22 protein-coding genes are annotated in these 21,527 nt (G+C 72.0%); 14 read left to right on the forward strand and 8 right to left on the reverse strand.

Annotated features, from left to right (window positions below):
- The first annotated feature begins 363 nt into the window (after positions 1-363).
- The 3 genes from ACMTAK_RS10910 to ACMTAK_RS10920 are packed head-to-tail and all read left to right on the forward strand — an operon-like array spanning position 364 to position 4,653.
- Complete coding sequence (locus tag ACMTAK_RS10910) at positions 364-2,619, forward strand: MMPL family transporter (RefSeq protein ID WP_413806027.1); 2,256 nt, start codon at positions 364-366, stop codon at positions 2,617-2,619.
- Positions 2,620-2,626: 7 nt separating this feature from the next.
- Positions 2,627-3,964, forward strand: a complete 1,338-nt coding sequence (locus ACMTAK_RS10915) for a sensor histidine kinase (protein ID WP_413806028.1) — start codon at positions 2,627-2,629, stop codon at positions 3,962-3,964.
- The gene (locus tag ACMTAK_RS10920) at positions 3,961-4,653 is read left to right on the forward strand and encodes a response regulator transcription factor (protein WP_413806029.1); all 693 of its coding nucleotides are present in this window, start codon (positions 3,961-3,963) and stop codon (positions 4,651-4,653) included. The genes ACMTAK_RS10915 and ACMTAK_RS10920 overlap by 4 nt, the downstream gene beginning before the upstream one ends.
- A gap of 39 nt (positions 4,654-4,692) precedes the next feature.
- Here ACMTAK_RS10920 and ACMTAK_RS10925 read toward each other — a convergent pair whose 3' ends face one another.
- A complete protein-coding gene (locus ACMTAK_RS10925; protein ID WP_413806030.1) occupies positions 4,693-5,916 on the reverse strand; it encodes an FAD-dependent monooxygenase in 1,224 nt (407 codons plus the stop codon).
- Positions 5,913-7,319: an MFS transporter gene (locus tag ACMTAK_RS10930; protein ID WP_413806031.1), complete on the reverse strand. Its 1,407-nt coding sequence runs from the start codon at positions 7,317-7,319 to the stop codon at positions 5,913-5,915. Before ACMTAK_RS10930 ends, ACMTAK_RS10925 begins: the two co-directional genes overlap by 4 nt.
- A 425-nt stretch (positions 7,320-7,744) precedes the next feature.
- On the opposite strand from ACMTAK_RS10930, the gene ACMTAK_RS10935 reads away from it, so the two are divergent.
- Entirely contained in the window at positions 7,745-7,918 is a 174-nt protein-coding gene (locus tag ACMTAK_RS10935; protein WP_413806032.1) for a hypothetical protein, read from the forward strand.
- A 214-nt stretch (positions 7,919-8,132) separates the two neighbouring features.
- Here ACMTAK_RS10935 and ACMTAK_RS10940 read toward each other — a convergent pair whose 3' ends face one another.
- The 4 genes from ACMTAK_RS10940 to ACMTAK_RS10955 form a co-directional block, all read right to left on the reverse strand.
- The gene (locus ACMTAK_RS10940; RefSeq protein WP_413806033.1) at positions 8,133-8,993 is read right to left on the reverse strand and encodes a glycoside hydrolase family 16 protein; all 861 of its coding nucleotides are present in this window, start codon (positions 8,991-8,993) and stop codon (positions 8,133-8,135) included.
- A gap of 106 nt (positions 8,994-9,099) precedes the next feature.
- Positions 9,100-9,672 (reverse strand): hypothetical protein, encoded by a 573-nt coding sequence (locus ACMTAK_RS10945; protein WP_413806034.1) that lies wholly within the window; start codon positions 9,670-9,672, stop codon positions 9,100-9,102.
- 129 nt (positions 9,673-9,801) lie between these two features.
- Complete coding sequence (locus ACMTAK_RS10950) at positions 9,802-11,082, reverse strand: ROK family transcriptional regulator (protein ID WP_413806035.1); 1,281 nt, start codon at positions 11,080-11,082, stop codon at positions 9,802-9,804.
- A gap of 174 nt (positions 11,083-11,256) precedes the next feature.
- Positions 11,257-11,682, reverse strand: a complete 426-nt coding sequence (locus tag ACMTAK_RS10955; RefSeq protein WP_262704175.1) for an ankyrin repeat domain-containing protein — start codon at positions 11,680-11,682, stop codon at positions 11,257-11,259.
- Positions 11,683-11,922: 240 nt separating this feature from the next.
- Here ACMTAK_RS10955 and ACMTAK_RS10960 point away from each other — a divergent pair, with 240 nt between their 5' ends.
- Both ACMTAK_RS10960 and ACMTAK_RS10965 read left to right on the forward strand, forming a co-directional pair.
- On the forward strand, positions 11,923-12,117 hold the full coding sequence (locus ACMTAK_RS10960; protein ID WP_020866907.1) for a hypothetical protein: 195 nt from the start codon (positions 11,923-11,925) through the stop codon (positions 12,115-12,117).
- A 1-nt stretch (position 12,118) separates the two neighbouring features.
- Positions 12,119-13,771 carry an RraA family protein gene (locus tag ACMTAK_RS10965; RefSeq protein ID WP_413806036.1) on the forward strand — a complete coding sequence of 551 codons (1,653 nt, stop codon included), beginning with the start codon at positions 12,119-12,121 and terminating at the stop codon, positions 13,769-13,771.
- An 84-nt stretch (positions 13,772-13,855) separates the two neighbouring features.
- Here ACMTAK_RS10965 and ACMTAK_RS10970 read toward each other — a convergent pair whose 3' ends face one another.
- Complete coding sequence (locus tag ACMTAK_RS10970; protein ID WP_413806037.1) at positions 13,856-15,379, reverse strand: SCO1417 family PLP biosynthesis transcription factor; 1,524 nt, start codon at positions 15,377-15,379, stop codon at positions 13,856-13,858.
- Between the two features lie 96 nt (positions 15,380-15,475).
- Here ACMTAK_RS10970 and yczE point away from each other — a divergent pair, with 96 nt between their 5' ends.
- Positions 15,476-16,141: a membrane protein YczE gene (yczE, locus tag ACMTAK_RS10975; RefSeq protein ID WP_461773809.1), complete on the forward strand. Its 666-nt coding sequence runs from the start codon at positions 15,476-15,478 to the stop codon at positions 16,139-16,141.
- 256 nt (positions 16,142-16,397) lie between these two features.
- A complete protein-coding gene (locus ACMTAK_RS10980; protein ID WP_014056358.1) occupies positions 16,398-16,772 on the forward strand; it encodes an RNA polymerase-binding protein RbpA in 375 nt (124 codons plus the stop codon).
- 104 nt (positions 16,773-16,876) lie between these two features.
- Here ACMTAK_RS10980 and fxsA read toward each other — a convergent pair whose 3' ends face one another.
- The gene (gene fxsA / locus ACMTAK_RS10985) at positions 16,877-17,473 is read right to left on the reverse strand and encodes an FxsA family membrane protein (RefSeq protein WP_413806038.1); all 597 of its coding nucleotides are present in this window, start codon (positions 17,471-17,473) and stop codon (positions 16,877-16,879) included.
- 198 nt (positions 17,474-17,671) lie between these two features.
- Here fxsA and ACMTAK_RS10990 point away from each other — a divergent pair, with 198 nt between their 5' ends.
- From ACMTAK_RS10990 to ACMTAK_RS11015, 6 genes are read left to right on the forward strand one after another with little or no spacing between them, the layout of a single operon-like run.
- Positions 17,672-17,836 (forward strand): hypothetical protein, encoded by a 165-nt coding sequence (locus ACMTAK_RS10990; RefSeq protein ID WP_413806039.1) that lies wholly within the window; start codon positions 17,672-17,674, stop codon positions 17,834-17,836.
- Entirely contained in the window at positions 17,833-18,267 is a 435-nt protein-coding gene (locus ACMTAK_RS10995; RefSeq protein WP_413806040.1) for an MrpF/PhaF family protein, read from the forward strand. Before ACMTAK_RS10990 ends, ACMTAK_RS10995 begins: the two co-directional genes overlap by 4 nt.
- A complete protein-coding gene (locus tag ACMTAK_RS11000; RefSeq protein WP_413806041.1) occupies positions 18,264-18,548 on the forward strand; it encodes a Na(+)/H(+) antiporter subunit B in 285 nt (94 codons plus the stop codon). The genes ACMTAK_RS10995 and ACMTAK_RS11000 overlap by 4 nt, the downstream gene beginning before the upstream one ends.
- Positions 18,545-19,345 carry an MnhB domain-containing protein gene (locus tag ACMTAK_RS11005; RefSeq protein WP_413806042.1) on the forward strand — a complete coding sequence of 267 codons (801 nt, stop codon included), beginning with the start codon at positions 18,545-18,547 and terminating at the stop codon, positions 19,343-19,345. Before ACMTAK_RS11000 ends, ACMTAK_RS11005 begins: the two co-directional genes overlap by 4 nt.
- Positions 19,342-19,686: a sodium:proton antiporter gene (locus tag ACMTAK_RS11010; RefSeq protein ID WP_413806043.1), complete on the forward strand. Its 345-nt coding sequence runs from the start codon at positions 19,342-19,344 to the stop codon at positions 19,684-19,686. The genes ACMTAK_RS11005 and ACMTAK_RS11010 overlap by 4 nt, the downstream gene beginning before the upstream one ends.
- 4 nt (positions 19,687-19,690) lie before the next feature.
- Positions 19,691-21,508 (forward strand): complex I subunit 5 family protein, encoded by a 1,818-nt coding sequence (locus ACMTAK_RS11015; RefSeq protein WP_413806044.1) that lies wholly within the window; start codon positions 19,691-19,693, stop codon positions 21,506-21,508.
- Positions 21,509-21,527 lie beyond the last annotated feature (19 nt).

A 21,527-nucleotide genomic window follows, 5' to 3' on the forward strand; every position in this document is an offset into this window, starting at 1 on the left:
CAGCAGCCGCTCGTCCGCTCCCGGCCGGGCCACGCACCGGCCGCCGCCGAACCACTGCCGGAGCCGCCCGGGGTGTGGTCGAGATCGTACGGATCGCGGGTGAGCCCGGGAGCGGTCACGGCGAACTCGGCGGTGACGGTCTTGACAAAGGCCTGGAGCGAGCCGGTCCAGTCGACGTAAGCCCCCCGGCCCGAGCCGGCCTGTAGTGCGTAGGCACCAGGGCACGTGCGTGGCTGGTCCGGGTGCACCAGGGGAAGACGGCGGCGGGGGACGATGCCCCGTCGGGGCGCCGGAGGGAAGTGTGGGAGGCGCGTGAATCCCGCGCGATTCCCCTTGCCTAGCGGTGTCTGGAGTGATCAACAGGTGGCTACATTTCTTTACCGGATCGGACGGTGGGCCTTCCGGCGCCGCCGGCTCGTGGGTGGTCTGTGGCTGGGTGTCCTGGTGCTGGCCATCGCCGCCGCCGGCATGGCGCCGGAGGGGAAGGAAGAGGACATCTCCATGCCCGGCACCGAGTCGCAGAAGGCATTCGACCTGCTGGACGAGCGCTTCCCCCAAAGCAACTCCCAGGGCGCCGAGGCCCGCTTGGTGTTCCAGGCGCCGGACGGGCAGCGGGTGACGGCCAGGGAGAACAAGGCGGCCGTCGAGAAGACGCTCGGCTCGCTGGACGGGGGCGATCAGGTCGCGTCGGCCACCGACCCCTATGAGACCGGCGCCGTCAGCGAGGACGGCACCATCGCCTACTCCACGATCACCTACAGCGCGGACGCCGTCGACCTGACCGAGCCGACGAAGAGCGCCATCGAGGAGGCCGCGAACCAGGCCCGGGACGCCGGGCTGACCGTGGAGATCGGCGGCTCGGCCCTGGACTCGGAGGCGGAACCGGGCGGTACGACGGAGATCATCGGCGTGGCGGTGGCGGCGGTGGTGCTGGTCCTCGCCCTCGGGTCGCTGGTCGCGGCCGGATTGTCGCTGCTGACCGCCCTCGTGGGCGTGGCCATCGCCTTCGGCCTGGTCTCCGCGCTGGCCGTTCCGCTGGGCCTGACGTCCACCGTCGCCATCCTGGCGCTGATGCTGGGGCTGGCGGTCGGCATCGACTACGCGCTCTTCATCACCACCCGCTTCCGCGACGAGCGCGCCGAGGGCAGCGAGCCGGAGGAGGCCGCCGGCCGGGCGGTGGGCACGGCCGGATCCGCTGTCGTCTTCGCCGGCGCAACCGTCTTCATCGCCCTGGTCGGGCTGGGGGTCGTCGGAATCCCCGAACTCACCAAGATAGGCATGGGCGGTGCGGGCGCCGTGGCCCTTGCCGTACTCGTGGCACTGACCCTGGTTCCCGCGCTGTTCGGCTTCTTCGGCCGCCGGGTACTGTCCCGCGCCGTCCGCAAGGCACCCTCGTATCGCCGGTCGGGAAGCGAGCCGCACCGGATGCCCACCGCGGCCGGCCGGCCTGGTCTCGGCACCCGCTGGGCGCGGTTCGTGCTGCGCCGGCCGGCTGCCGTGCTGCTGACCGCCGGACTCGGTCTCGGCGCCGTCGCCGTACCGGCGCTGAGCCTCGAACTCGGGCTGCCCGGAGACGAGTCCAAGTCGGTGGAGACCACCCAGCGCCGTGCCTACGACCTGCTGTCGACAGGCTTCGGCCCCGGCTTCAACGGCCCCTTGACCGTGGTCGTGGACACGTCGAAGTCCGGGGACACCCGGGCCACCACGGATCTGGTCGTCAAGACGATACGGGGAGTGGACGGGGTCGCGTCGGTCGGTGATCCGGTGCTCAGCCGGACCAAGGACACGGCCGTCCTCACCGCCGTCCCGCGGACCGCGCCGAACAGCGGCGAGACCAAGGATCTGGTGCACGCGATCCGGGGCGCGCTCTCCGGCGTCGAGGCCGACACGGGCGCCGGCATCCTGGTGACCGGCACCACCGCGATGAACATCGACATCTCCGAAGCCATGTCCGACGCCCTCATCCCCTATCTGACCGTGGTCATCGGCCTGGCGGTGCTCCTGCTGACGGTGGTCTTCCGCTCGGTCCTGGTCCCGGTCAAGGCCGCGCTCGGCTTCCTGCTGTCGGTGGGTGCCGCCTTCGGCGTCCTCGTCGCCGTGTTCCAGTGGGGCTGGGGGGCGGACCTGATCGGCATCGAGACGACCGGACCGGTCATGTCGCTGATGCCGATCCTCATCATCGGAATCGTGTTCGGTCTCGCCATGGACTACGAGGTCTTCCTCCTCAGCCGGATGCGGGAGGCCTACGCCCATGGCGCGTCGCCCGCTGAGGCGGTCGTGGGCGGCTTCCGGCACAGCGGACGTGTGGTGGCCGCGGCGGCGATCATCATGGTCAGCGTGTTCGCCGGATTCATCGGAATACACATGCCGACCATCCAGACGATGGGCGTCGGCCTGGCCGCCGCCGTCGCCTTCGACGCCTTCGTGGTCCGGATGGCGATCGTGCCCGCGGTGCTGGCACTGCTGGGCCACCGGGCCTGGTGGCTGCCCCCTATCCTGAACCGTGTGCTGCCGAATGTGGATATCGAGGGTGAGAAGCTGAGCCGGCGTGTCCCGGCCTCCGCGACCGAGCCGGACGCAGCGGTGCCGCCGCTCGCCATCGGCCAGCACCGGCACTGAGCCGGCCATGACGAACACGGGTGGCGGTGGCCCGCGACCACGCGGCACGTGGTGGCGGGAGGGAGCGATCATTGCGACGGCGTTCGCGCTCTGTCTGCTCGGCGGCGCGTTGCGGGACGGCAGCACGCTGTCACCGCCGCCTGCCGCCGCCTACTTCATCGCCTTGGTGTCCTGTGCCGTGCTGCCCGTGCGGCACCGGGCACCCCTGGCCGCCATGGCGGCCACGACCGCGAGCGGCGTACTGGCGCCGCAGTTGGGCCTCCTGCTGAGCCCGCTCATCGTGGCCCCCGCCGTGATCACCGCCTACTCGCTCACCGTGCGCACCGAGCGGCACGCGGCGAGCGCCTTGTCGGTCACCTCCGCGGCGCTGCTGGTCGCCTTCACCCCCCTGTTCGGGGCCCTCTCGTGGAAGGACGCGAGCAGGATGGGAGCGGTGGCGGCGTTCCCGCTGGTGGCCGGCGTACTCGGGCACTCGGTGCAGAACCGGCGGGCCTATCTGGCGGCCGTGGAGGAGCGGGCCCGGCAGGCCGAGAAGAGCCGGGACATCGAGGCGCGCCGGAGAGTGGCCGACGAGCGGGTGCGCATCGCCCGGGAACTGCACGACCTCGTGGCCAGTCAGATCACCCTGGCCAACGCGCAGGCCTCGGTCGCCGCCCACCTCTTCGACGCCCGCCCGGAGCAGACCCGCACGAGCCTGAAGGAGCTCATCGAGACCACCGGCCACGCGCTCGACGAACTGCGGGCCACGGTCGGTCTACTGCGTCAGTCCGGGGACGCGGACGCGCCCGCCGGACCGACGCCCGGCCTTTCCCGGCTTCCCACACTCCTCGAGTCCTTCCGCCGCGCCGGTCTGGAGGTGTCGGTGCACCAGGAGGGCACGGCCAGGCCGCTGCCGCCGGGAGTGGACCTCACCGCCTACCGCATCGTCCAGGAGGCCCTGACCAACGTGACCAAGCACGCCGGTACCGGTAGCGCCCGGGTGCGCCTCGTCTGGAGCCGCGATCGCGTGACCATCACCGTCGCCGACGACGGAGGGGGCGCCCGTACGGCACGGACCGCGGCCACGGGACGGGGTGGGTCCACGGGCCCGAGCGCTTCCACGGTGCCGGAGCGTCCGCCCGGTTACGGTCTGATCGGGATGCGTGAACGTGCCACCGCGGTCGGGGGACACCTCTCCGCGGGCAGGCGCCCGGAGGGCGGCTTCCTCGTCTCCACCCAGCTGCCCCTCCCGCCCGCCAAGACACGGAGGACTGACGGGGCGGCGTGGACTGACGGGGCGACAACCATCGAGGGGCGGATGGCCGACGGGGCGACGGGCGACGGAGGGGCCGGGGATGCGCCATGACGCTCCGGGTGCTGCTCGCCGACGATCAGGCCCTGCTGCGCGGTGCCTTCCGGATGCTTCTCGACAGCGCCGACGACATCACCGTGGTCGGCGAGGCCGCCGACGGCAGGGAGGCGGTGAGACTCGCCCGTGAGCTGCGCCCGGACGTGGTGATCATGGACATTCGCATGCCCGAGGTGGACGGTCTCACCGCCACGTCGGAGATCTGCGCGGACCCGGGACTGCGTGCCAGCCGCATCCTGATCCTCACCACGTACGAGACCGACGAGTACGTCGCCCAGGCGCTGCGCGCGGGGGCCGGTGGCTTCATCGGCAAGGGCATCGGGGCCGAGGACCTGCTGGACGCCGTGCGTACGATCGCCGCCGGCGACACTCTGCTGTCCCCCGCCGCGACCCGCTCCTTGGTCGCCCGTTTCCTGGCCACCCCCGACCACACCCCGCAGCACCACCCCGAACGGCTCGCCGTGCTCACCCCTCGGGAACGCGAGATGGTGGCCCTGGTCGCGACCGGCCTGTCCAACCAGGAGATCGCCGAGCAGATGTTCCTCAGCCCCTTCACCGTCCGCGCCCATGTGCAGCGCGCCATGACGAAGCTGGAGGCCCGCGACCGGGCGCAACTCGTCGTCATCGCCTACCAGACGGGGTTGGCCCACGCCGCCCCCGACGGCGGCACGGACCGCCTGTCATGACGTCTCGCCCGCACCGCCGCGCCGCACCTGCGTATCAGGTCACGGCATCGGGGCGAATTCGGGCAGCGTGAGGGCCGAGTGGGCCGGTCGTGGTGTCGCGGAGGGCATGGTGACGAGCCCACGCAGCATGGTGTTGCGTTGCTCCAGGGCCCGCGCCGTGGTGGGGAAGAGCGTGGCCGCACCGTTGTCGACCAGTGCCTGATTCATGGCGACGAACTCGCGGACGTCGCGCTCGTAGGCGGCGAAGGCCGCGGTGTGGTCCCGGTTCGTGGCCAGGGCGCCCGCGAGCATGTAGGCACCGACCAGCGCGAGGCTCGAGCCTTGTCCGGTGAGGAACGAGGGTGCGTACGCGGCGTCGCCGACGAGCGCGACACGGCCGCTGGACCAGTGGGGCATGCGGATCTGACCGGCCGTGTCGAAGAACAGGTCATCCGCGTCGCGCATGGCGCCCACCATGCCGGGGACCTCCCATCCCGCGCCCGCGAAGACCGTGGCGACCAGGTCCCGCTGGGCGTCGGGGTTCCGGAGGGCGTCGAACGGCGGCTCCGGTTGGTGAAAGGTCAGAAAGGCGTGCAGCTCGTCGTTGTCCCCGACGGCGTAGAGGGCCGCGGCTTTCCCCGGCGTGTTCCACATCATGACCTCATGGGCGAGCCCGAAGGTGTTCGGCATGGTGAATATGGCGAAGCAGTAGCCGAGGTAGCGGTGGAACTGTTCTTCGGGGCCGAACAGGGACTCCCGGGTGTGTGAGTGCATACCGTCGGCGCCGACCACCAGGTCGAACGTGCGCCGTCGCCCACTGTGGAAGGTGACGTCGACGCCTTGTCCGGACTGGTCGAGGGTGGCGATGGAGTCGTTGAACAGGAATTCCGCGTCGTCGCGGACTTCTCCGTAGAGGATCGCGGCCAGATCGCCACGACGCACCTCGAGATCCTGTCCCTCGACGCTGCCCGCCACGGCGTGCGCGTCGACCGAGGCCACTTCACCGCCATCGGAGTTGAGGAAAGTGCAGCGCCGCGAGTCGATGTGCGCGTCCCACAGCCGCGGCAGTATCCCCATCCGCCGGACCACCTCTATCGCGGTACCGCGGATGTCGATCGGGTAACCACCGTCGCGCAGCGCGCCTGCCTTCTCCACCACGGTGACCGCGCATCCGGACCGGTGCAGCCAGTACGCCAGCGCGGGTCCGGAGATACTGGCCCCGGAGATCAGGACTGTGCGCTTCGCGGTGGTACTCACATCCATCGGCAGACCGGTGGGTGTCATGCGTGGGCTCCCTTTTTCCTCGTGATACGGACGACGAGCAGTGACAACGCGGCGACGAGGCCGGCGACGGCGAACCCTGTGACGAAGCCCGATTCGGCAGGCAGACCCGTCGCCGAGTCGGCCCCGGCGTCGAGGATCGCGGCGGCGATCTGGGCGCCAAGGGCGAGGCCGATCACGCGTGTCACCACGAGCACGCTGGTGGCGATGCCGGTGTCCTTGGTCTCGACGGCGGCGGCAGCGCTGGTGAGCAACGCCGTGGTACCGGCGCCCGCGGCTATCGCGGCCAGCGCCTTCGCGAGGACGAGCTGCCATTCCGCGGTGTGCAGCGACACCAGGGCGATCATTGTGGCCGCCGTGACGACGGCGCCCACGCCGACCACGGCACGCAGACCGAAACGCCGCGCCGTGATCCCGCCGACCGAATCGCTCACCGCCCCGGCGATGGCGCCGGGAAGCAGGAACAGTCCGATGTCGGTGGTGCTGGCTCCGAAGCCGTACCCGTCGCCCGGTACCCCGAACAGTTGTAGGAGCAGAAAGCTGACCATCCCGAAACTGGTGGTGATGACGATGGTGAGCATGCACGCATGCCACATCGCGGGCTTTGCCAGCATGCGCAGGTCGACCATCGGCGAGACTGCCCGGCGCTCGACGACAACCCATCCGGTCGCAAGGGCGGACACGACCACCGCGAGGGCCCCGACCGCGAGTGGCGGCAGGCCGTCGTCGCCCGTCACCCGCACGAGCCCGAGCATGAACGCGAGCAACGTGCCGCTCAGCAGAACCACGCCTGGCCAGTCGAACCTGTACTCCGATTCGATCGGCGGATCATGCGGCATCAACCGGGCCACGACCAGAGTCATCGCGATGATCACGATCGTCGGCAGCGCGAACATCCAATGCCAGGAAAGTCCTTCCGCCATCGGCCCGGCAGTCAACGTTCCCACCATGGCGCCACCCGTGAACAGCGCCATGACCACCCCCATCCCCAGCTGTGACTCCCCTGCCGGGAGGTGTTCGCGCACCAGGATGAAGGAAAGGGGCAGCGCACCCACCATGGCGCCCTGCAACACCTGGCCGAGCAACAACACCGACATGTTCGGCGCCAGGCCGGCCAACAGACCACCGGCCGAGACCAGGGCCATCAGCCGGACCAGCACCCGCTTTCCGCCGTAGCGGTCGCCGAGCTTGCCCGCGACGGGTGCGACGGCGGCGCCGGTGATGAGCACCGCGTTGGAGATCAGTGCCCCTTCGCCGGAGCTGACCCCCAGCTCACGTTGCAGCAGCGGGAGCGCGGGATCCACCACTGTCTGGAGGGTGCCGAGGGCGAGTGCCAAGATGCCGAGGGCACCGATCGACAGCCTCCCGATGCGGACCGGGGGCGGAGAAACCACAGCTTGGGACATAGACGTCCTCTTCATCGTTGGTTGCGAGTTCATCGTTGGTCGCGAGCAGGTGCGTGAACCTGCTTGATGTGTGCGCGATGCGCGGGATTCACGCGCCTCCAACACTTCCCTTTGGCGCCCCGACGGGGCATCGTCCCTCGCCGCCGTCTTCCCCTGGTGCACCCGGACCAGCCACGCACATGCCCTGGTGCCTGCGCACTACAAGGCCGGCTCGGGCCGGTCGGACGGAGGGTGTATTGCCAGGAGCGTGCTCGCCCTCGTCGCGGGCATCGCCGTCGACGACGGACTGCTACGGCTGGACGAACCCGTGTGCGGCTCCGTGGAGTGGCCCCAGTGCGCGGATGAGCACGGGCGGCGGAGCACCTGGCGGCAGCTGCTGGACCAGACGGGCCGGAGGGAGGGCGAACCGTGGGGGAGGCCGACGGGTGGACGCCCAGAGCGTCCGCGAGGGGACGGAGTCGGCGGGCGGGCCGCCCGGTGAGGGGTGGGCCTACAACGATGTGCGGGTGAATCCGACGGCGCTCGCGTCCGGCGGCGGCCACTGGGGCGGCGGGCTGTGGATCAGCGCCCTCGACCTGGCCCGTATCGGCCAACTCTGACTGAACGGTGGGGAGTGGGCCGGGCGCCGGATCGTGTCACGGCGCTGGGTCGCGGCGCTGTGGACGCCGGGTGCCGTCAAGCCGGAGTACGGCCTGTCTCACGCTGGGATGCCGATGTGGAAGCCCGCGTCGCGGCGGTCTCGGAGGCGGTCCGCCCCTGCTGATGACACCCGCGAGAACACCGCTCAGCGGGCTTCCACATCGGCAGCAGGTGTCAGCTGCCGCCCGTCACCTTGACGTAGTCGACGACGAGCTGCTGCGGGAAGGAGGTGTTGCCGTCCGGGTCGCCGGGCCAGTAACCGCCGACGGCCAGGTTGAGGATGATGTAGAAGGGGTGGTCGAAGACCCAGCGGTTGCCGTTGAGGTCCGAGGGCGTGCGGGTCTGGTAGACGTTGCCGTCGACGGACCAGGTGATCTTGTTCGGCGACCAGTCGATGGCGAAGGTGTGGAAGCCGTCGGAGAACTTGCCGCCGTTGGGGAGGGTGTAGCCGGCGCCGATGCCGCCCGAGCCGGAGTAGCCAGGCCCGTGGATGGTGCCGTGGACGGTGCTGGGCTCGAAGCCCACGTTCTCCATGATGTCTATCTCGCCGCAGTTGGGCCAGCCCGCGCTGCCGATGTCGTTGCCGAGCATCCAGAAGGCGGGCCACATGCCCTGGCCCTGCGGCAGCTTCATCCGGGCCTCGACATGGCCGGAGGCCGTGGTGAACTTCTGGGAGGTGTTGAGGCGGGCGGAGGTGTACTCACACCGGCCGTACCAGCAGTTGTAGTTGGCCGGGTTCTCCTTGCGGGCGGTGATGACGAGGTTGCCGTTGCCGTCCAGCGCCGCGTTCTTGTTGCCGTCGGTGTAGTACTGCCGCTCGTGGTTGTTGACGTTGTCGCCGGTCTCCAGGCCCCACTTGGAGCCGTCGACCGCGCTGCCCGCCGCACCGTCGAAGTTGTCGGTGAATTCGGCCGCGGCGGCCTTGGTCCGGGCGGTCTCCGTGGTGGCGGTGGCCGGAGCGGTGAGCCAGGGGGTGGCGGCGAGTGCGGTCGCGGAGAGCAGACCGATCACGGTGTTTCGCAACGTACTTCTCATGGAAACGGTGGTGCCTTCCTGTGTGGGGGATGGGACCGGTGGGTGCCGGTCCGGTGGGGGAAGGTGTGCGTCCGGCGGTGGGGGCCGGGGCCGGGGTCCGCGGGCGCTACGGCACGGGCATACGGGTGATGGCGGCCGCGCGCGTCAGCGCTCCGGGAGGGCGACAGACGGGAGGGGGGCGCGTCAGCGCTCCTTGAGCGGAGGTGGTGGGGCGACGGGCGGGCCGGTGCGCGCCCTCCGTCAGGAAGTGGCGGACGGACAGGGCGGCGGCGCCGAGCGCCACGGCGTGGGGGGAGCCGTGGGTGATGACGCTCGCGGAGACGCCGGAGCCGATGAGCGCGACGACGGCGTGCTGGACGCCGCGGCCCGCGCCGAACCACATCTCGGCCCGGCCCGGGGCCTCCGCGCCGCGGACGGCGGTTTCCGCTCCGTGGGGTCCGGAGGCTAACGGGTAGACGGCACCGGCGCGTTGGGTGAGGGCGAGGTCGAACAGCCCGACGCGGACCCGGGTATCGGCGACCTCGGTGGTGGCGCCGAGCCCCGTTCGGCGGACGAGCTCCTGGCGGCTGAGCGGAGCGTGCAGGCGCAGCGTCCACGGCAGCGAGGAGCGGCTGCCGCGCCGCGGATCGCGCACGGTGGTGCGCAGCGAGGGCTGGGCTGCCTGCGCCTTGGCCGTCATCGGTCACCTCCGGGGAGACACAATGTCCAGCCCTGTTCGATGCATGTCAATAGGTCTGGACCTTCTTGCATCAAAGAATTTGATGCGGGGTCCGACCCAACTCCCCCTGAACCGACAGAAGTCGAACCCTCAGCGCGCTCCACCGGTGGCGAGGAAGTGCGCCAGTGGAAGTGTGGCCGCGCCCAACGCCACCGCATCGGGCCCCAGTTCGGCCAGCCCGATCTCGGTCTGCGCGTACGGCCGGCGCAGTGCGTAGGAGGCGGTGGCGGCCCGGATCGTGGGGAGGACGCGGCCGCCGAGGAGCAGTCCGGCCCAGCCGCCGAGGATGATCCGCTCGGGGTTGAAGAGGTTGATCAGGTCGGCGATACCGGCGCCGAGGTAGGCGGCGGTCTCCTCCAGCACCTCACGCGCCCGCGCCTCGCTCCCGGCGGCCCCCACGATCGCGGCGAACGCGGCCTGCTGGTCCTCACCGGCGCCGTCCACGCCGCCCGCACCGCTCTCGGCGACACCGTCCGCGCCGTCCTTACCGCCATCACCCGCGCCGCCCGCACCCGCTTCGCGCGCCCCGTGCCCGTAGCGGTCGAGCACCGCCTGGGCCCCGACGTACGCCTCCAGACAGCCGACCGCACCGCATCGGCACGCGCGCCCGCCGACCTGGACGACCGTATGCCCCCACTCCCCCGCGCTGCTGGTCGCACCCCGGTACGGCACCCCCGCGGTCACGATGGCCGCGCCGACACCGGAGCCGATCAGCGCGATCACCGCGTTGTCCGCGCCGCGCCCCGCCCCGAACCACATCTCGGCCTGCCCCTGCGCGGTGGCGCCGTTGTCGATGAACAGCGGCAGATCGGTGCCGGTGCGCAGCAGCCGCTCCAGCGGCACCGCGTCCCGCCCGGCGGTCGGGCCGTGGACGAGGATCTCGTCCCCCTGCTCGACGAGGCCGGGGACGCCGACCCCGACGCCGATGACCGTGCCCGGCGAGGCACCGCTCTTGTCGACGACCGCGTCGAGGCCGGTGAGGATGTGGCCGACGACCGGTTCCGGATCCCGCTCCAGCCCGCCCGGCGTCAGCGGATGCTCCCAGCGGGCCAGTTCCGTCAGGGAGAGGTCGAACAGCTCCACGCGGACATGGGTCTCGCCGACGTCGACCCCGATGAGATGGCCGCCGCCCGGCGCGACCCGCAGCAGCGTGCGGGGGCGGCCGCCGTCGGAGTCGACGGATCCGGCCTCCTCGACCAGTTCGTCGGCGAGCAGTTCGCCGACGACATTGCTGACCGAACCGGAGCTGAGCCCGGTGAGCACCCCCAGTTCCTGACGGCTCACCGGGCCCCGGAAGTACAGCTGGCGCAGCAGTGTCGAGCGGTTGCCGCGCCGCAGGTCGCGGACGGTCCGTCGGTTCATCTGACCCATCGGGCTCCTTCCCCCTGCCCGAACCTACCGGACGCGGCCGCTCTTGACGCCGACTGGTTTCACCGCTTAACTCACGGTCTGAATGAAGTCTCGCGCTTCACTTTTTGAACGGTCAAGGGCGGTTGACGGCCAACGGGGCGACTGAGTGGCACTGCCTCATGACCGCCGTACGGCTCACTGCTCCGCGCCCGGGGCCTCAAAGAGCGCGAGCAGATCCTCCCGCCCGAACATCCGCGCCGTCTCGACGGCCGAGGGCGATCCGGCGCGCGGGTCGGCGCCCTTGGCCAGCAGCACCCTCAGCACCTCCGCCTCACCCTTGAACGCGGCCCCCGCGATGGGGGTCTGACCCCGTTCGTTCACCCGATTGGGGTCGGCGCCGCGTTCGAGCAGGGCCGACACCGCGGCGGGATGGCCGTAGTAGGCCGCGAGCATGAGCAGGGAATCGCCCTTGTCGTTGGTGAGGTTGGCCGGGACGCCCGCGTCCACGTAGGCGGCGAGCGTATCGGTGTCACCCTGCCGGGCCAGGTCGAAGACCTTGGCCGCCAGCTGGAGCACCTCCGGGTCGTGGGCGGGCTCGCTCTCGGGGTTCGATTCGGTCATGGCCTGTCGCCTCCGGCTTCGCTGCCTGGGTATGTGATCACCCACCCTAAGGACGGCGGCCGGGACACCCGCGCAGGCGGCCACCCCGCCCCGGCGGCCGGTCGGCTCGTAGCGCCACGCCTCCATGGTGATGATTACACCGATAATCCACCCAATTGCACCTTTCGCCCGATGGATACATGCTGTGATCCTTGAACCACTCATGGTGACTGACCGTCCCCCATCAGCCAGGAGACCGTGATGATCCTGTCCATTTCCGGCGTCGTACTGCTCGGCATCATCGTCTTCATCTTCTTCCGCAAGGACGGCCTGAAGGGGTCGCACGCGGTCATCTGTGCGCTCTTCGGCTTCTATCTCGCGTCCACCGCGATCGCTCCGAGCATCAAGGCGGGTGGCGCGAGCCTCGCCAGCCTCTTGGGTGGGATCAAGATCTGACGTGGGCCGGAGACCGCTCCCCCGCCTCCGCCCCGGCAGCGCCGGGGGCACCCCGCTCGTCCCGCCCGGCCGCGGCCGGGCGTTCGCCCGCAGCACTGCCGACGGCGTCGCCGATGTGCTCCAGCCGCTGGTCGCGCTCTCGCGCGGGTTGCGCGTGCTCGCCGCCGCCGGGCGGCGCAAGTGGATGGAGCTGCCGGGCGACCGCCGCGGACCGGTGTTCACCCTCGTGGTCGCCTGCGGCTTCGTCCTCTTCCTGGTGCCGTACGGGCCACTGGCCGCGGCGATCAGCCTGATCGGCGCGGCGGGCTGGGCCGGGCGGGGGCGCGCCGGCGCCGCATCGGAGACGCCCGCCGACGGGACCGAGCGGCTGCGCACGCTCTACGAGGCGCTGGTGCCGTACTTCTCCGCCTCCGAGGACCCCAGCCCGCTCTACAGCCATGGCGGCGACTGGTCCGAGGCGTTCGACTCCTTCGCCTTCGACGAGAGCGGACGGCTCACCCGGCTGCGCCTCCACTACCCGGCGTACTTCACCGATGGCGAGCCCGCGGCCCGCACCCGGATCGAGCAGCTGCTGTACGCGAAGTCGGGACGCGGCCGTGAATATCTGTTCGAGTGGGACGAGGAGGCCAACAACCTCACCCTGACCGTGCTGCCCGCCCTGTCCACCGCGATCCACGCCCAGCGCTTCGTCACCGCGCCCGGGGAGACGGTGCTGGGCTTCACCGACCCCTCGTCGGTGCAGCGGACGCTTCCGGTGCTGACGGGGCCGGAGACGTGCGGGGAGGGCGAGGAAGGCGAGGGGAGCACGGAGGGTACGGGGGGTACGGGGGAGGTCGGGCTCAAGGAGGCGGCAGGGGACGGGCCGGAGACCCATGACGTACCGCCGGTGGTCTGGCGCACCGGCCCTCGCTCGACCGAACCGCATCTGCTCGCGCTCGGCCAGCCCGGCAGCGGCACCACGACCCTGCTGCGCTCGATCGCGCTACAGGCGCTGCCCCACGGCGAGGTGCTGGTGGTGGACGGCGGCGGCACCGGCGAGTACGCGTGTCTGAGCGGACGCACGGGGGTGCTGGCCGTGGAGTGCGGGCCGGCCGGGGTGCTGGCCACGCTGGAGTGGGCGGGCCATGAGACCGAGCGCCGGCTGATCGCGGCCAACCGCGCCCGCCAGCTGCGGCACGCGCCGCCTGAGGACATCCAGCGCCCGCTGTGGATCCTGCTGGACCGGCCGTCGGTGATGAGCCATCTCGCGGCGGCGGACGGCCGTACCGATCCACAGGACCTGCTGGCCGTGCCGCTGCGGCACGGACGGGCGGCGAACGTACGGGTGGTGGTGGCCGATCAGCTGGACGCCGCGGAGGCGCTGAGCGAGGCCGTACGGAGCCATACCCGGGCCCGGGTGGTGCTGGGCCCGGTCTCGTCCGAGCAGATCACGGCCGTCCTCGGGGCGCCGCCGCGCACCACGCCGACGCCCGAGATGCCTCCGGGCCGCGGCTATGCCCGTCTCGGCGCGGGCCCGGTGCACCGCCTCCAGGTGCCGGCCACGCCCGATCCGTACGACGAGGCGGCCGGCGAGGCCGAGCGGCAGGCGGTGCTCCGGCTGCTCCCGGCCCCGGACCCGGCGGCGCCCCCGGCCCCGGCACCCGTCGGGGCTTAGCCACCGAGGCCCCGTAGGGCTGCCGCACCGGGGCGGGTCACGGCGGGTCGGGCCAACGTCACGGCCACGGCGCCTTACAGCGAGTCAGGCCACATACGTCCGCGGCGCCTCCGCCTCGATCGTGGCGCCCGTGGCCACCAGGTCGGCGGCCGAGGCCAGCCGGGTGGCGGCCTTCTCGGCGACCGCTCCCCCGACCGTGAACGGCAGCCGTACGTACCCCTCGAACGCGCCGTCCACCCCGAAGCGGGGCCCCGACGGCACCCGGACCCCCAGCCGGGCGCCCGCCTCGGCGATGCGCGAGCCGGAGAGGCCGCCGGTGCGGGCCCAGAGGGTGAGCCCGCCGTGCGGGACGGTGAACTCCCAGTCGGGCAGATGGCGCCGGAGGGCGTCGACGAGCGCGTCGCGGTTGCCGCGCGCGAGCTCCCGGCGGATCTCGATGGCCTCCTCCCAGCCGCCGGTGTTCAGCAGCCAGGCGACGGCGAGCTGTTCGATGACCGGGGTGCCCAGGTCCGCGTAGGCGCGGGCGGCGACCAGGCTGCGGATGACATCGGGCGCGGCACGCACCCAGCCGATCCGCAGCCCCGCCCAGAAGGTCTTGCTCGCCGAGCCGACGGTGATCACGGTGCTGCCCGCCGGGTCGAAGGCACAGACGGGCCGGGGCAGCTCCACCTCGTCGTCCAGGCGCAGCTCGGCCATGGTCTCGTCGGCGATCAGGACCGTTCCGGCGGAGCGGGCGGCGTCGACGAGCTGGCGGCGCTGGTCCTCGGTGGCGAGTGCGCCGGTGGGGTTGTGGAAGTCGGCGACGACGTAGGCCAGCCGGGGCGCGGCGGCGCTGAGCACCTGGCGCCAGGAGGGGATGTCCCAGCCCGCGAGCCGGTCGGCCATGGCGACGGGGACGAGCCGGGCGCCCGCCTCGCGCATCAGCTGGAGGATGTTGGCGTAACTGGGCGATTCGACGGCGACCCGCTCCCCGGGCCGGACCATCAGCCGGCAGGCGGCGGCGACGGCCCCCATGGCGCCGGTGGTGACCATGATCTGCTCGGGCATGGTCGGTATGCCGCGGGCGGTGTAGCGGTCGGCGAGCGCCTGGCGCAGGGCGGGCAGCCCGGCGGGGTAGTCGCCGTGGGTGTGGGCGTAGGGCGGCAGTTCGTCCAGGGCTCCGCGCATGGCGCGGGTGAGCCAGGGCTCGGGGGCGGGCAGCGCGGCACAGCCGAGGTCGATCACGGAGGCCGCGGCCTCGGGCGGGAGCGGATCGAGCCCCCGAGTGGGCAGCGGGCTTCCGGCGGGCATGGCGGTCCAGCTCCCGGCGCCGCGCCGGGACTCCAGGAACCCCTCGCCGCGCAGCGCCTCGTAGGCGGCGGCGACGGTGGTACGGCTGACCGCGAGCGCCGCGGCGAGCTCGCGCTCGGCGGGGAGGCGGGCCGCGACCGGGACCCGGCCCTCCAGGATGAGCAGCCGTACGCCGTCGGCGAGGGAGCGGTAGGCGGGGACGCGGCGGCCCCCGGTCAGTGAGGCCGCGGCCCCGGCGGCCACGCCGTCGCGGGTGTGCTGTGACCCGAGCAGCCGGGCCAGTTGGGGTGCCCCGACAGCGGACGTCCATGGACTCATCGAATGCGGTCCACCTTTCGGAGATTGGCCGTGGAACTGGACTGGTTCCAGGCCCCAGAGTGACATGCCGCAGGCCACTCACACCAGGAGCACGCGTTGTCCGACCTTCCACGCCGCCGCCTTCCACGCCGCCTCGCCCAGCTCTACGTGGGGCTGGTGCTCTACGGCGTGTCCATGGGGCTCCAGTTGCGTGCCACGCTCGGTCTCGACCCGTGGGACGCCTTCCACCAGGGCGTCTCCGAGCACACCTCGCTGTCGATCGGCACGGTGACGGTCGTCGTCGGCGTCGCCGCGCTGCTGCTGTGGCTCCCGCTGCGCCAGCGGCCGGGTCTTGGCACCGTGTCGAACGTGCTGGTGATCGGGCCTGTGATGGACGGCACACTGTGGCTGACACCGGAGCCGGAGGCGCCGGCGGTGCGGATTCCGCTGCTGCTCTTCGCGATCGTGCTGTGCGGGGCGGCCACCGGGCTCTACATTTCGGCGCGGTTCGGGCCGGGCCCGCGGGACGGGCTGATGACGGGGCTGCACCGGCGCACCGGGTGGTCGATCCGGCTGGTGCGGACCGGGATCGAGCTGGCGGTGCTGGCCACCGGCTTCGTGCTGGGCGGCTCGGTGGGGGTGGGCACGGTACTGTTCGCGCTGGCCATCGGGCCGCTGTCGCAGTTCTTCCTGCGTGTCTTCGCGATTCCCGCACCCGCCGGGACGGGCTCTGGGATCGTGGCGCGCGGCGGCGCCGAGACCCAGGTCCGGGACCTGATTTAGGGCTGGGGCCGTCGGGGCGGTAGTGTACGCCCTTGGCCTACCAGGCGGACCGTTACTGCGCGCTAAAGTACCAGAAACGCTGGGTGACATCTGCTGCCAGATGTGACAAACCGGGCGCCTGTGGGTAGAACAACGGGGCGGCACGACGGGCGACGCATGTCCCAATACGGGAATCTTCACCGCCGACCGGACGTTGACCGGATGACGACGACAGCGACACCTGTCCTGTGGGCGACAAGCCCGGGAGGCACGATTCATGAGTGAGCGAGCTCTTCGCGGCACGCGACTCGTGGTGACCAGCTACGAGACCGACCGCGGCATCGATCTGGCCCCGCGCCAGGCGGTGGAGTACGCATGCCAGAACGGCCATCGATTCGAGATGCCGTTCTCGGTAGAGGCGGAGATCCCGCCGGAGTGGGAGTGCAAGGCGTGCGGCGCCATGGCACTCCTTGTCGACGGCGACGGTCCAGAGGAGAAGAAGGGCAAGCCCGCGCGCACGCATTGGGACATGCTCATGGAGCGGCGCACCCGCGAGGAGCTGGAGGAGGTGCTGGCCGAACGGCTGGCGGTTCTGCGCTCCGGTGCCATGAACATCGCCGTGCATCCGCGGGACACCCGTAAGTCTGCCTGAACCGAGCGGCAGACTTGAGATAACAACTGAAGCACAAGGGCCGGGGCCACTGCCGAGCAGTGGCCCCGGCCCTTGTGCGCCCTTCGCGGCGGCTGGGCCGTGGCTCAGTCGCGCGGCCGCAGCCCGGGGCCCGGCTCTCCGTCGCCGTCCCGGCCCCGGTCGTCCCCGTCCCGTATCACCTCGCCCTGGATGACGGTGCCCTGCTCCGGGCGCTCCTGCCCGTCCCGGCGCTCCCACTGCTCACGGGCCTGGCGGAACGGGTCGGACGGCGATCCGGGGACAAAGCCCATCCGGCGCGACAGCGCGCTCTCCGCGCGGCGCCGCAGCAGCGCCCGGGTCGGCGGGAACAGGCACACCAGCGCGGCCACGTCCGAGATCAGCCCCGGCACCATGAGCAGCAGCCCGCCGAGCATCGTGAAGGAGCTTCCCGGCCGCGCGGCGGGCTCCTCGGCGTCCGGCCGCATCGACCCGGCCAGGCTCTGCCACGCCCGGCGGCCACCGCGCTTGACCACGGCCCCGCCCACCACCACGCCCGCGACCAGCAGCAGGAAGACGGTCAGCCCGCCGGCGACGTCCGCCACCAGGGTCAGCAGCCAGATCTCCAGCACCAGCCAGGCGGCGATCCCCAGCGGTACGAAGGTGCGGGCGCGTGAGCGCTTCGGGCGGGTCGGGTCGCTCTGCTGCGATGCGCCGGTCATCATGCCTCCAAGTGTGCCGGGGCCCGTGACCGATGCGGAGCGCGGGTCGCATGGCCAAGGGGATCGAGGGGATCTCACCGGTTCCAACGCGCGAGGGGTCCCGATGAGTCCAGGAGTCCTTGAGGAGAACGGGCGGAATCCGCGAAAACGCGAGGTATCGGCGGCGGCGGGCCGGGTACCCGCCGCCGACGGAGGTGTCGAATGACGGCTGTGCTGGAGGTCCTCGTGTGGTGGGCGGCGCTGACCGGGACCTGGCTGGTGCTGATCAGCACCGTGGACCCCCTGGAGCTCCTGGCCGGGTCGGCCGCCGCGCTGGCCGCCGCCATGCTCGCGCGTGCCGGGCGCCGGGCGGTGACGGACCGTTGAGCACCTCCGACGGCTGGCTGGCGGCGGCGCTGGTGCCGCTGCTCGCGCTCGTACCGGTGCTGTGGCGGATCGCCCACGGCTCGCCGAAGGACCGGCTGATCGGCCAGAACCTCACCTCACTGCTGGCCGGTCTGGTGCTGCTGCTGGCGGCGCAGGGCTTCCACCGGACCTCGTACAACGATGTGGCGCTGGTGGTGAGCGTGCTCGGCCCCACCGGAACGCTGATCTACGCCCGCTTCCTGGACGTCCTGCCCGACTCCCGGCTGGTGCGCTGGACGGCGCTGGTGGGGGTGCCCGCCACGGTGCTGCCGCTGTGCGTGGCGACCGGGCCCGGCCGGGCCATGGTGAAGCTGCTGCTGATCGGCGCGCTGCTGATCGCGGGCAGCGTGGTGACCAGCGGCCGCGGCGGTAAGGGGGGCGTCACGGCATGACCGATGTGCTGATCGCCGTGGCGCTGCTGCTGGTCGCGGGCGCCGCCACCGCCGCCGTGCTCAACCGGGACCCGGTGCGGCAGGCGCTGGTGCTGTCCTTCCTCGGGCTGACGCTGGCCCTGCTGTTCACCTTCCTCCAGGCGCCGGACGTCGCGCTCTCGCAGCTCGCCGTCGGCTCCGCGGTGACGCCACTGATGATCCTGCTGACCGTGCGCAAGGTGCGGCGCCGCCCGGGGAGCGGCGGCGACGGCATGGACAAGCCGGCGGGCCGGAAGCGATGAGCTCCCGGGTCCGGCTGTGGGTCTTCCTGGTGGGCGCCGCCGGGTTCGCCGCGCTGTTCGCCGCGGCCTGCTCCGACCTGCCGGCGTTCGGCACCGTCCCCCATCCGTACGGCGCCCGGGCCGTGCACGCCGCCCTGAGCCATCACACGGCCAATGTCATCGCGTCCGTCAACTTCGATCTGCGCGCCTTCGACACACTCGGCGAGGAGACCATCCTCTTCTCGGCCGTCACCGGCACCGTGGTGCTGCTCCGCCAGGCCCGGGACGAGCGCCGTAAGGACCCCGAGCCCGCCACGGTCCGTCCCCCGGTACGCCGGTTCGCGCTGCTGACGCTGCCGTTCGCGCTGCTGGTGGGCCTCTATGTGATCGCGCACGGCCAGATCAGCCCGGGCGGCGGCTTCCAGGGCGGGGTGGTCACCGCCACCGCGCTGCATCTGCTCTACATCGCCGCCGACTACCGGGCCCTGGAGCGGGTCCGCCCGCTGACCCTCTACGAGATCGGTGAGGCCGCCGGGGAGGCGGCGTACGTGATCACCGGGCTCGCGGCCGTCCTCGCGGGGGCGGCGTTCCTGACCAACGTCCTGCCCTTCGGCACCCTCGCGACCCTGTCCTCCGGCGGCACGGCGATGGTGCTCAACGCGGCCGTCGGTCTGGAGGTCACCAGCGGGATCGTGGTCCTGCTGGCCCGATTCCTGGACCAGGCGGTGGAGATCGAGGAGCCCGGGGAAGACGACGGGAGCCCGCGGGACACAGGAGACAGCGGGGGCAACGGAGACGACGAGAGGGAGCCAGCGTGACGGTCCTGCCGTATCTGGTCGCCGGATGGATCTTTCTGATCGGTGTGTACGGGCTGGTGACCAGCCGGGACCTCATCCATGCCGTGGGATGCCTGGCCGTCACCCAGACCTCCACCTATGTGCTGCTGCTCGCCGTCGGCTACCGGAACGGCGGCACCGCCCCGGTCTTCGCCGACGCGCCCACGGACAGCCGCGTGGTCGACCCGGTCGTCCAGGCGCTCACCCTCACCGACATCGTGGTCGGCGCGACCGTGACCGCGCTGCTGCTCGCGCTCGTCGTCCAGCTCCGCAAACGCCATGGCACGGTCGACCCGGACGCCCTGTCCGAGCTGAAGGGCTGACCGGGTGGACACCGCACGACTGCTGCCCCTGGTGGTGGCGGTGCCGCTGCTGGGCGCGGCCGTGCTGGTGGCCACCGGACGGCGGCTGCCCCGGCTCGTCTCCGACATCGTGGGCTGCGCCTTCGCCGCCGCCACCGCCGCCATGGCGCTCCTGGTGCTGTTCCGGGCCGGTCATCCCGGACCGGGGACATATCCGGTGGAGTGGGTGGGCGGCTGGCAGCGGGTGGGCATCGTACTGGTCGGCGATCCGCTGGGGGCCGGGCTCGCGGCGCTGGTCTCGCTGCTCGTCGTCGCCGTCCTCGTCTACTCCTGGCGCTACTTCGAGGAGCCGCCGCGCCGTCACACCGGCTCCTTCCCCGCGCTGGTCCTGGTGTTCCAGGCGGGCATGTGCGGTTTCGCGCTGACCGGCGACCTGTTCAACGCCTTCGTCTTCTTCGAGCTGATGGGCGCGGCCGCCTACGCGCTGACCGGCTTCCGTGTCGAGGAGCCCAAACCGCTACAGGGCGCGCTGGCCTTCGGGGTGGTGAACTCCCTCGGCGGCTACGTCACCTTGCTGGGCATCACACTGCTGTACGCGCGCACCGGGGAGCTGGGGTTCGCCCAGATCGGGCGGAGGCTGGACACCGACGGGCCGGACGGGCTGGTGCTCACCGCGTTCGTCCTGGTGACGACCGGACTGCTGGTGAAGGCGGCCGCCGTTCCGTTCCACTTCTGGCTGCCCGACGCACACGCGGTCGCGCCGACGCCGGTGTGCATGCTGCTGTCCGGGGTGATGGTGGAGCTCGGTGTCTACGGGGTCGCCCGGGTCTACTGGACGGTCTTCTCCGGGCCCGGCGGGCTCTCCCACCCCGATTTCACCCGCGCCCTGCTGGTGCTGGGCGTCCTCACGGCGCTGCTGGGCGCGGTGATGTGCTGGCAGCAGCGCCATCTCAAACGGCTGCTGGCGTTCTCGACCGTGGCCCACACCGGGCTGTTCCTGATCGGCGTCGCCGTGCTGACCCCGGAGGGCATCTCGGGCACGGCGCTGTATGTGCTGGGCCACGCGGGTGTGAAGGCGTCGCTCTTCGCCTGCGCCGGGGTACTGCTGGACCGGTACGCGACCGTGGATGAGTACGAGCTGTTCGGCCGGGCCCGGGAGCTGCCGGTGGTCGGCGCGCTGTTCGGGTTAAGCGGGCTGGGCCTGTGCGGGCTGCCGCCGTTCGGCTCCGGGCTCGGCAAGGCCGCCGCGGAGGAGGCCGCGGGGCACACCGCCGTATGGCTGCCCGCGCTCTACGTGCTGGTGTCGGCGGTGACCGGGGGCGCGGTGCTGCGCGCCGGGCTGCGGATCTTCGGCGGAGTGGGCCGGCGGCCCCGGGACGAGGAGGAGGAGGGCGGCCCGGAGACCACCGGCGAGGAGGAGCCCGAGACCGCGGGCCGCCTCGGGCGCATCCCGGTGCCACTCCTGGCGGTGCCCGCCGCGCTGCTGGCCGCGTCGCTGGCGCTCGGGGTGATCCCGGCCGTCTGGTCCGCGGTCGGCCGGGCCGGGGCGCTGTTCACCGACTCCGGCGGCTACCGTCGGACGGTCCTCGACGGACCCGCCGCGGCCGCCCCGGCGCATCCGCCACCGCACTGGCAGCTGACCGGGATCCTGCTCGGGCTGCTCTCCGCGGCCCTCGCCATCACCCTGGCCACACTGGCGGTACGGCGGCCGGTCCACACCGGGACGGCCGCGCTACTCGCGCCCGTACGACGACTGCAGTCCGGGCATATCGGCGACTACGTCGCCTGGCTGATCGCCGGGACGGCGCTGCTCACGGTGTTGACCGTCCCGGGGGTCCGCTGAGCCGCCGGGACCGGGGCGC

The organism is Streptomyces lacaronensis (genome assembly GCF_047337785.1).
GTDB lineage: Bacteria > Actinomycetota > Actinomycetes > Streptomycetales > Streptomycetaceae > Streptomyces > Streptomyces lycopersici.